10 protein-coding genes are annotated in these 10,284 nt (G+C 35.4%); 1 reads left to right on the forward strand and 9 read right to left on the reverse strand.

From position 1 onward, the window contains the following. Window positions 1–116 precede the first annotated feature (116 nt). From pstB to WOCAOBSORBRA_RS04235, 9 genes are all read right to left on the reverse strand, one after another. Window positions 117–875: a phosphate ABC transporter ATP-binding protein PstB gene (gene pstB, locus WOCAOBSORBRA_RS04200; protein ID WP_174515998.1), complete on the reverse strand. Its 759-nt coding sequence runs from the start codon at window positions 873–875 to the stop codon at window positions 117–119. After that, window positions 872–1,657, reverse strand: a complete 786-nt coding sequence (dapB, locus tag WOCAOBSORBRA_RS04205; RefSeq protein WP_010962542.1) for a 4-hydroxy-tetrahydrodipicolinate reductase — start codon at window positions 1,655–1,657, stop codon at window positions 872–874. Before dapB ends, pstB begins: the two co-directional genes overlap by 4 nt. A 180-nt stretch (window positions 1,658–1,837) precedes the next feature. Next, window positions 1,838–1,972 carry a hypothetical protein gene (locus WOCAOBSORBRA_RS06465; RefSeq protein WP_281346860.1) on the reverse strand — a complete coding sequence of 45 codons (135 nt, stop codon included), beginning with the start codon at window positions 1,970–1,972 and terminating at the stop codon, window positions 1,838–1,840. 83 nt (window positions 1,973–2,055) lie between these two features. Continuing rightward, window positions 2,056–3,102, reverse strand: coding sequence for a Fic family protein (locus WOCAOBSORBRA_RS04210; protein WP_010082541.1), 1,047 nt, complete (start codon window positions 3,100–3,102; stop codon window positions 2,056–2,058). Window positions 3,103–3,271: 169 nt separating this feature from the next. Next, on the reverse strand, window positions 3,272–4,264 hold the full coding sequence (holA, locus tag WOCAOBSORBRA_RS04215) for a DNA polymerase III subunit delta (protein ID WP_174515999.1): 993 nt from the start codon (window positions 4,262–4,264) through the stop codon (window positions 3,272–3,274). A gap of 5 nt (window positions 4,265–4,269) precedes the next feature. Then, entirely contained in the window at window positions 4,270–4,449 is a 180-nt protein-coding gene (locus WOCAOBSORBRA_RS04220; RefSeq protein WP_010082539.1) for a hypothetical protein, read from the reverse strand. A gap of 131 nt (window positions 4,450–4,580) precedes the next feature. Then, the gene (locus tag WOCAOBSORBRA_RS04225) at window positions 4,581–5,390 is read right to left on the reverse strand and encodes a metal ABC transporter permease (RefSeq protein WP_049973644.1); all 810 of its coding nucleotides are present in this window, start codon (window positions 5,388–5,390) and stop codon (window positions 4,581–4,583) included. A gap of 1 nt (window position 5,391) precedes the next feature. Further along, entirely contained in the window at window positions 5,392–5,748 is a 357-nt protein-coding gene (locus WOCAOBSORBRA_RS04230) for an Mth938-like domain-containing protein (protein WP_174516000.1), read from the reverse strand. 3 nt (window positions 5,749–5,751) lie between these two features. Continuing rightward, window positions 5,752–6,618: a 4-(cytidine 5'-diphospho)-2-C-methyl-D-erythritol kinase gene (locus WOCAOBSORBRA_RS04235; RefSeq protein ID WP_174516001.1), complete on the reverse strand. Its 867-nt coding sequence runs from the start codon at window positions 6,616–6,618 to the stop codon at window positions 5,752–5,754. 81 nt (window positions 6,619–6,699) lie between these two features. On the opposite strand from WOCAOBSORBRA_RS04235, the gene WOCAOBSORBRA_RS04240 reads away from it, so the two are divergent. After that, the gene (locus WOCAOBSORBRA_RS04240; RefSeq protein ID WP_174516002.1) at window positions 6,700–10,032 is read left to right on the forward strand and encodes a UvrD-helicase domain-containing protein; all 3,333 of its coding nucleotides are present in this window, start codon (window positions 6,700–6,702) and stop codon (window positions 10,030–10,032) included. Window positions 10,033–10,284 lie beyond the last annotated feature (252 nt).

The following is a 10,284-nucleotide window of genomic DNA, read 5'->3' on the forward strand; positions in this document are numbered from 1 at the left end:
GCTTCCAATTTGAATTCTGCCGTATATTCTCTTACCATTTCTAATCCTCCAAAATTTTATTTTACCCGAAAAAACTCTTTTCTTTCTCTCCACTTTTTCTGGGTAAGGTCAGAAATTTAATGATCCAGGATATACTCCTTTGTTAAGGGAGATTGAGCATTTTCGAATATTTCTTGAGTGCTTCCAGACTCAACAATTCTGCCATTATGAAAGAAAATTACATTATCAGATAACTTTTTAGCTTGCTTCATTGAATGAGTCACCATAATTATAGTAAATCTTAATTTCAGCTCTTGTATAAGATTTTCGATTGCATTGGTTGCCATTGGATCAAGAGCAGAGCACGGTTCATCCATTAATAAAATAGTTGGCTTCACTGCAATTGCGCGAGCGATGCATAGCCTCTGTTGTTGGCCACCGGATAAATTGAGTGCGCTATCTTGCAATCTGTCCTTCAATTCTTCCCATAAACCAACCTTGGTTAAACTATTTTCCACCATCTCATTCAATTTTTGCTTATCCTTCGCCATACCATGCAATTTTGGCCCACAAGCAACATTATCATATATTGATTTTGGAAAAGGATTTGGCTTTTGAAATACCATACCAACTTTTGCTCTAAGTAGTACAACATCCATATCGCGTGAATATATATCACCCAGCCCATCGATATCTAATTCACCAACAGTTTTGCAACCTGGTACATAGTCATTCATACGATTAAAACAACGCAAAAATGTTGATTTACCGCACCCGGATGGTCCGATAAAAGTAGTAACTTTTCTTTTATAAATATTCAAATTTATATCGAATAAAACTTGCTTAGAGCCGTACCAGAGATTTAAATCTTTAACAGAGGCACGTGTATTGCTCATATCACATCCTGCATTGAATAGAGCCCCGGAATTTCTCTTTTATTTTCGTATAGCCATACTGCTGCTTGAACAGCTCCTCTAGCAAATGTTGTGCGATCAATTGCTTTGTGGTTTAGTTCTATCCGTTCATCAGAATTAACAAACATCACGCTGTGATCTCCTATTACTCCACCTCCACGAGATACTGCAAAACCTATTCCCCCCTTTTTCCTTATGTTTGAACCACTATGTAAATATTGATTGGACTGAAAATCCACTTTTGAAGCGTTAGCAATTGTTTTGCCAAGTTCTATAGCTGTTCCAGATGGTGAATCCTTTTTTAAGTTATGATGCATTTCCCAAATCTCAACGTCATATTCATTACCTAAAAGCTCAGCAGCTTTTTTTACCAATTTCAGCAACACATTAACCCCAACACTCATATTTGCTGACCATAATATTGGAACTTCAGCAGCATATTCTTTCAAATCGACACCTTCTATTCCAGTTGTGCCACTAACCAGCGGTGTTTTAAATTTTACAGCTGCTTTAAGGCAGTCTAACATACATTCTTTAGTTGTAAAATCTATTACAACGTCAGATGACTCAAATATGCCACTAATAGAACTTGTAACTTTAATTCCTAGATTGGCTATAATTGGTCCAATATCTGAATCTATGTACTTACTGCCTGAACGGGCAACAGCACCTGCTATTTCCACTTTGGTATTTGTAATTAATTCATTGAGTATTTTTTTGCCCATTCTGCCTAAGCAGCCTATTACTCCAACTCTGATTTTCATAAAGCTTTTTACGTTTATTAAGAATGTTAGGCCTTTTTTTAAGCTCTGTCACTTCTGATCTATATTCTATAGCTGTACGAACACTGCAATTTCAGATCCCAGTGCCTTGACCACAACTATTGCAATATGGTACATAGTGAACGATGTCATTCCAGTCTGGAATCTAGCCTTTCTGCAATCTCATCGAAAACGTTTTTCTATGCTAGTTTGCTTGCTTACAAGCAAACTTTTCTGGATCCCAATGTCTGGGCACTGGGATGACAGGAGAAGGCACTGGGATGACAAGAATAGGGCACTGGGATCTAGTGGGCTCAAACTACAATGTTTGTACAGCTGTGATCTATATTCTATAGCTGAATAATTTAACAATTCAAAATGAATACATATCCTATTGAGCTCTATATTACATACCAGGTTGCTTTGCCTTTTCCATGCTGAGTGATGTGATTACTCTTTACGAGATTAGATACGTGCTTCTTTAAGGTATTGCAGTTTGCTTTAGTAATATTTTCCAAATCCTTAATTGTAAGACGTCCATGTTTGCTGAGTAGTGCTAATACTTTAGCAGAAAGTGGTGGTAAATAGAGATTTAACACTTTTTCATGTGACACCTTTTGTTCAAGATGAAATTTTTGCTTTTGTAGTGACCTTAAAAAGAATATAAGCCATGGATTAAAATCATAGCTGCTCGTCTTCAAGGATTGTTGAGTACGACGCAAAGCTAAGTAGTAACTCTCCTTATTACTTTCAATTATACTTTCAAGGGAACTGTAAGGTACATAGATATACCCTAACTTTAGTAACAAGAAAGTTGTGAGAATGCGTGATAATCTGCCATTTCCATCCTGGAAGGGATGAATAGCTAAAAAAGTAACTATAAAAATGCCAATAATTAATAGAGGGTGTAACGATTTCACCTCTAATTGCTGGCTAGTCCAATAAATAAGTTCTTGCATTTGTGTTGCTGTCTCAAATGGAGAGGCTGTTTCAAAAACTATGCCCAAGCTTTTTCCAGATTCATCAAACGCTTCAACATGATTGGGGAATTTTTTATATTCTCCCATGTGCCTTTGATCTTTATATGAAAATTGTAAAAGCCAGATGTGAAACTGTTTTATAGTGTTTTCTGTAAATGGCATCTTGTTAAAGTTTTGAAATACTTCTTCACACACATACGCATATCCGGCTATTTCTCGTTCATCTAGAGAACGAAATGAGCGTGTATCAAGTTTGGATAGTAATTGCTCAACTTCACGGTCTGATAATCTTGCCCCTTCAATACGAGTAGAAGAACCAATACTTTCAATTGTTGCAATTTTCTTGAGCATTTGTAAACGTTCTGGAGCTAAATTACCAAACAATTGCCATGCTCCTTTAAATTCATCAATTTCAGCAACTAATTTTAACATTTCAGGTGTTATTACAATTTTTGAAATGTCAAACATATCTGTATTTTTATCTAGTTATATTCAATTATATTCGAAAATATCCTATTAGCAAAGAATACTTGTGAGACACACACTAAAGAATGAATTTTGGTAGGCATAAAAGCAGCTATTTTATGTTAAAATACAACATTTTGATGAAATTATAAGAAAGGCTGGATCCGAGTAGTCAGCTACCCGTCAGTGCATGTTGAAAAATCATTTTATGATCTAAATCAGTTTTTTTACAGGTAACTTCTAAGCTTATCAATTTTTCCAAGATCTTCTTAAGTTCTGAAAGTTGCAAACTTTTCAAATGAGATTTAAAACTCTGCAATTGTTTAAAAAACAATGGAGGGCTTAGCTGATCAATCGCAGCCTGCTCACTCATTCCACCTTGCACTGACAGCAAAACGTTTTCAAGGCGTAGGAAATAATTTGATATAATGCGAATTAGCGCTATCGGTGAAAAATTTTCTTGCGATATCAATGCATCAGAAATTCTAATGAAGCGCGACATATCTTTACTTGCTATGGCAGAGCATAGATCATCAAGTGTAGCATAGTCGTTGCCGGAAGTTGAAAAGCATAATTCTATATCAGTAAGTTTTAGGTCTTTTCTCTCCCCTAAGTACAAAACTAACTTCTCAAGTTCTGAAAATATAGGCAGCTTGCTATGATTAAAGTAAGATTGCAAATGGTAGATTATCTCATTTGTGCATTTTATATCATTTTGTTTTAAGTAACTTGATATAATGTCATAAAGATTGCTGTTGCTGTCCTTATAGCAAGCAATCACACCAAAAATTTTTGAACTCTCCATATAACTTTTAGTCGCAGAATTATATGGAAGATCATTTGCTACCATCATTACATAATGACCACTTGCGTTATAATCCAATACATTTTTTAACTCCTTGGATATACCTCCACTCACATTTATCAGCTTAATTAATTTTTTGCTGGTAAACATCGAAACGTTTGCCAATTCAGAAAACAGTAAACTGGGTGACTTATTCACTATTGCAAAATCCATCACCTGAACTGAATACTCACCCAAATTAGCAATTATTTCTTGTACATAAAAATCAACCCTACTGTTATCACTTCCATGAATTAACACACCACGTAAAGCATCAGGTTTCTCTAGGAATTTTTTAACTTTGGATGGTGTGACCCTCATGCTATCTATATGATATCATTCTCATTTGACTGTACATGAGTATCCAAAGACTCTGAGTCTCCTTGTGCAATATTATGCACATCACCTGCTACATCATCTGACTCTTCTGTTTTTCCTGTAATATAATTATAAAATTTTTTCACAGGTTGAGATATATATTTGGAAAAAAATCCTTCTTCGCTCATATTGCTTACTCCATAAAATTAACAACTTATCATTAGCATATAAATAATAGTATAGCAAAAACTATTTTGTGCTAAGATAGTGATGTTTTATAATGAGTATATTACAAAATTATTAACATTCGAGATCAAAATTAAGCCAACCTGCTTAATACTAGCCTTATAAAATAAGCGATAATTAAATATACCGCTGCAACAAGTATAATTGCAGGTCCAGTTAACAAATCAAAACTTGCAGATAACATGAGACCTGATATCCCAGAGATCACAGAAAAAACTGTTGCAACAATAATCATCTGCATTGGAGTTTTCGAAATGAGCCTTGCAGATGCTGCTGGTATTAGCAAAAATGCAGCAATGAGTAATATTCCTATTAGTTGGGCAGCAATTGCTATAAATATAGCAAGAGTGATTAAAAATTCTAGTCTAACAAAGGTAACATTAATTTTTTCAACTACTGCTAAATCTTGATTAATTGAAATCATTAACCAATAACGCCATCTAAATATTAATATCAAAGTAACTACTGCAGAGGTTAAAAAAATCAATACTATATCACTTTGATCGAGCGTTAATATATCACCAAACAGTGAGCTAATAATACTATTATTGCCAGATGGAAGAAAAGACATAAGTATTAAACTCGATGATAAAACTACATTGGTAACAATGTTCAATATCGTATCAGCAGAATATAATCTGTTAAAATTAAGAGAAAGTAGTATAGCAAATGTAATTGCAATGAGCATTATGCTAAGCGATGGGCTAATCTTAAAGATTAAAGCAAGTGCAACACCAAGCAACGAAGAATGGGACAAACTATCACCAAGATAAGATAACCTTTGCCATATCATAAACGATCCTAAAGCGCCTGTTACTAGGCTAATTACAACTACTGCAACTAGACTGTTGATGAAAAAATCCTGGGTAAACATTTCAAACATGCTATATGGCTATTAGATAACTGACAACAAATCTATCTTCGGATATCAGAATATTATGGGTTCTGCATGCAGAACCTGTTGTCATAAATTCAAAATTTAAACCTTTTTGTTCCATAAGATAGGACTTCACTGAAGAACTTAGTATATTGCGTGTTTTACCAGTACCTATTAACAAAATTTCTATTTCCTCTGTTAAAAAAGATTCAAAATACTCCTTGCTGTTTATATCACTTTCTTTCAATTTAATCACCTTTTCAGGAAAAATTATAATTGAGCCATAATATTCTTGATTGTTTACCAAAAATTTTCCTTCCCTGTAACCATTTATAAGATTTTTATTCTCGGAAATTAAGGGCATAAGTCAAACTATTAATTGAGTGTCACATACCCACCATTCTGGTTGCTTTTTTCCGATATTAACTGCAGCAGCTTTTGCATTTTCCTCACTATCGAATATTCCAAAACATGATACACCACTGCCTGACATGCGAGAAAGTATAGAGCCTTCTTGTGACTCAAGTGTTGATATCACATCCTTAATTTCAGGTACAAAGCTTATTGCTATTTCTTGAAGATCGTTTCTCGTCTCTTTAAGAAGCTTCAACAAATCCTTTTCAGCGTCATCGCTCCATTTAATTGGCTCAGAAAATTTTCCTTCATGTTTGGAAAATACCTCTGGTGTACTCAAAAACCTTTTTTTCGGTTTCACAAGCACCACATTTGTAGGTAAAGAGAATTTTTTAATGTGGCATAATTCTTCGCCAATACCTCTAACAAAAACTGGCTTGCTATCTACGCTTGCGGGAACATCAGCACCAACGTTTAAGGCTATTTCATTTAAAATCGTCCTATCAATCTCCCACAGCTTCCCTAGCGTACGTACCACAGCTCCAGCATCTGAGGACCCACTACCAAGTCCTGCAGCAATTGGTATGTTCTTTACAACTCTGATAGAAACTCTAGTACGCACTGGAGCATGCCTAAGCAGCAGATTAACCGCTTTCATTACAGTGTTATATTGGTTATTTATTTTAGACTCGGAGTTTATAAATTCAACTGTAGAGTTATCGTATCTAGAATCCTTCTCACCTACTTTTATTTCCAAAAAATTAGAGAGATTAGCAAAGACAAATAAACCTTCAATCAAGTGATACCCTGTTTCTTTTTTGTCTACAACATGCAAAAAAAGATTGATTTTTGCAGGCGCCTTTACACAAAAACTTTTCATTATATATCTTCACTAACACTATTTTTACATTATATGTATAATGCTATTCTAGTCAACTTTTATAAGGTTCTCGCACTTCTGATGAGATCAAATGCCATAAATCCTAATTTCTCTGTGTGGGTAAATGCGTCCGCTGGTACAGGCAAAACAAAAATCTTAATAGACAGAGTATTGAGACTTTTATTAGAAAACAAAAGAAATATTCTTTGCTTAACATTCACCAATGCTGCAGCAAACGAAATGGAGAATCGCATTCACAGCATACTCAGTAAGTGGGCAATATGCTCAGAGAGTGAATTAATAATGGATCTGGAACAACTAGACCTCTTGCATTTAAGTGAGGAATCGGTGTCATCCCAGCGCGTGACGCTGGAATCCAGAAAAAAGGAAGAATGGATCCCAGTGTCAAGCACTGGGATGACAAAGGAGAGTGCTGGGATAACGGAGGGATCCAGAAAAAATGAAGCACTTGATCGTCACTTAACAAGAGCAAGAAGGCTTTTCTCTGAACTGGAAAATCTTGGTCTAACTATACAAACCATACACGCTTTCTGTTACAAATTAATCTCCAGCTTTCCTATAGAAGCTGGCATTGCTCCAAATTGCACGCTGAGTGAATGTAAAGAATTACATTCCATCATATTCAATAAAGTGCTTCATAACGAAACTGTGCAGGATGATATCAACCTTATTGCAACTGAAATTGATGAAAATAAACTACGCGATTTGCTTTATACTTTATGTGTAAAAAGATCGATGTCAGCAAATGATTCGAAATATATCAAAGATAAATTGAGCGCCCCAGATGAAATTCATGACTTACAGAGTGAAACAATTGAGCACGTGGGAAGACTAGCCGAGATATTAAGTGAAGGCAGTAAAAGAGATCAGAGTTATAGTGAAATACTTTATTCTACTGTCATCCCAGCTGGGATCCAGAAAAAAAGAACCAGTGTCAGCTACTCGGATGACACCGGAATAAAGTGGAATGACACCAAAATAGAAAACCTAGCCAAGGTATTTCTCAAATCAGAATCGCACGAAAAAAAGAGCATATCATCCATTGCAACAAAAAGTATTTTGGAGAAATTCAAAGATGCAGAGCAAATAATAGAGAGCGTTCAGAATGTAGTATTTACCCATATAAGAGACATGAACTCTTATCAAATATTCAAGAGAACCAGTAGCTTACTTGGTGTATTTAAAGTATATGTTGATTTATATAATAGTGAAAAATCAAAAAATGCACTGCTTGACTACAATGATATAATTGACTTAGCAACAAATCTTCTCAGCGACCCAGATCATAAAGATTGGGTATTGTTTAACTTAGATCAAAAAATAGATCACATCCTTGTTGACGAGGCACAAGACAATAGCATCAGTCAGTGGAAAATTATAACAAATCTCTGCGATGAATTTTTTGCCGGTAATGATGAAAAGCGAACCTTATTTGTTGTTGGTGACGTAAAACAATCAATATACAGATTTCAAGGAGCAAATCCCCATCTATTCAACTATATGCAACAATACTTTCATACGAAAACTGGTTGGATATCATGCCAACTTGAAAAGTCATTTCGCTCAACTCCAGAAGTTTTGATGCTTGTAGATAGAATATTTAATAACTTCCGCGCAGAAATATCTTTTAATGATAATGAAATAAAACATGTTCCACATAGAGAAAATGACCAAGGATATATTGAAATTTGGCCAGCGTTACCAAGGCGCAAAGAGAAAGAACAGCAAGCTTTACAAATTCCTCTGACATGCAAGGAAGGTTATACAATAGCAGATCGATTACTTGCTCAAACAATAGCTAACAGAATTCACAATTGGTTAAACGAAGGGCGGATTTTAGTCGCTAAAGATCGCCATATAGAGCCAAGAGACATTATGATTTTGGTGCGACAACGAAACGTGTTAGTTGATTACATAATAAGCGAACTTAAAAAAGCAAATGTGCCAGTTGTAGGCCGAGATTATTTTAGAATTATGGACTATATAGCCGTGCAGGACTTAATAGCTTTGGCCGAATTTTTACTCCTCCAGGCAAATGATCTAGCTCTTGCAAATGCTTTAAAATCACCGTTATTCAATTTTACCGAGGATGATTTATTTAACATTGCATACGACCGTAAAGAGCATTCACTATGGGAAAGAATTCAGGATTATTCTGTGGTTATCTATAGTGAATTAAACTATCTCATTAACTTATCTCGCATAGAGTCTCCTCTTGCACTATTTACGCATATATTACGTACAGGTAAGAAGAAATTTGCTGCAAGGCTAGGTCTTGAGTGCTTTGAGGTCCTAGACGAATTTATGAACCTCGTGTTGCAATTTGAAAACCCATCTCTTCAAGCGTTTGTTCAATGGATCAAGGAGAATAACCCAGAGATTAAGAATGATATGCAATCAGAACGCAATGCTGTGCGAATAATGACGATTCACAAATCAAAAGGTCTGCAAGCTCCCATAGTATTTTTGGTTGATACAAATACGGTGCCAAGAAGCAATGAAAGTATCATCTTTGATGGAATGGAAGTGCCATTTTGGTGTGGAAAAAACAACAATGCTTATTGTGATCAAGTAAAAAGAGAGAAAAAACTAGAGGATTATAATGAATATTTGCGTTTATTATACGTAGCACTCACACGTGCTGAAGATGAGTTATACATCTTAAGTAAAGAGCCAGTGCAAAAGGGCTCTTGGTATGATCTAATCACTAAGTATGGAGAACCATATGAAAAGAAACAAAGGGATTTACAGCCAATATTTAAAGAAAAAGTTGAAGTATTATGCGTGAATGCAAACTACCCTTACATTTATAAAAAACGTGATTACTTTGACGTTCCGGTCATTTCTCTTCCGCCAAACCTATCAATGTCATTCCAGCACGTAACGCTGGAACCTAGAGAAAAAAAGCCAGTGTCTAGCTACTTGAATGACAAAAAAAAGAGCACTGGGATGACAGATGGTTATGCAAGAGGCCTGATTATTCACAGCATATTGCAGTATATGCCCAAGATAGAAAAAGAAAGGAGAAAAAATTGGGTCAGAAAATACCTTGATAACATCAGCGAAGATAAGGATGAAATTTACAGTAAAATATTAGCCTTTAATGAAAAATATGGCTATTTGTTTGACTTGGAAGGCAAATCAGAGATTACACTGAGTGGAACAATTGATGGCAAGTCAGTATTAGTACGACTAGATAGGCTATGCATAACGCAAGATAAAGCAATCATAATTGACTACAAATCACACCGTAACGTTTCTGTTTCCTTATTAAATGAAATAAAAAAACAGATGTTAATCTATAAAACCTTAGTACAAGAAATATATCCAAACAAGCAAGTAGAGTGCGTGGTTATTTGGGTGGAAGATTTAACCATTCAATCTGACTTTTAACGAAACTTGATTGCAAGAAATAGCTACTACGTCATACCACCGCGAACCGTCATACCGCCACTCCTTTCTCGTCATCCCGCTACGTGTTAGCGGGATCTCAGCATAGCTATCTTAAAGCTAAGTAATATAAGTCAATCCAGCTAGGATTCTTTTGGACGAGCTTATCGTCATGCCGCCGCGAACCGTCATACCGCCACTCCTTTCTCGTCATCCCGCTACGTGTTAGCGGGATCTCAGCATAGCTATCTTAAA

It is taken from the genome of Wolbachia endosymbiont of Cardiocondyla obscurior (assembly GCF_902713635.1).
GTDB classification, from domain to species: domain Bacteria; phylum Pseudomonadota; class Alphaproteobacteria; order Rickettsiales; family Anaplasmataceae; genus Wolbachia; species Wolbachia pipientis.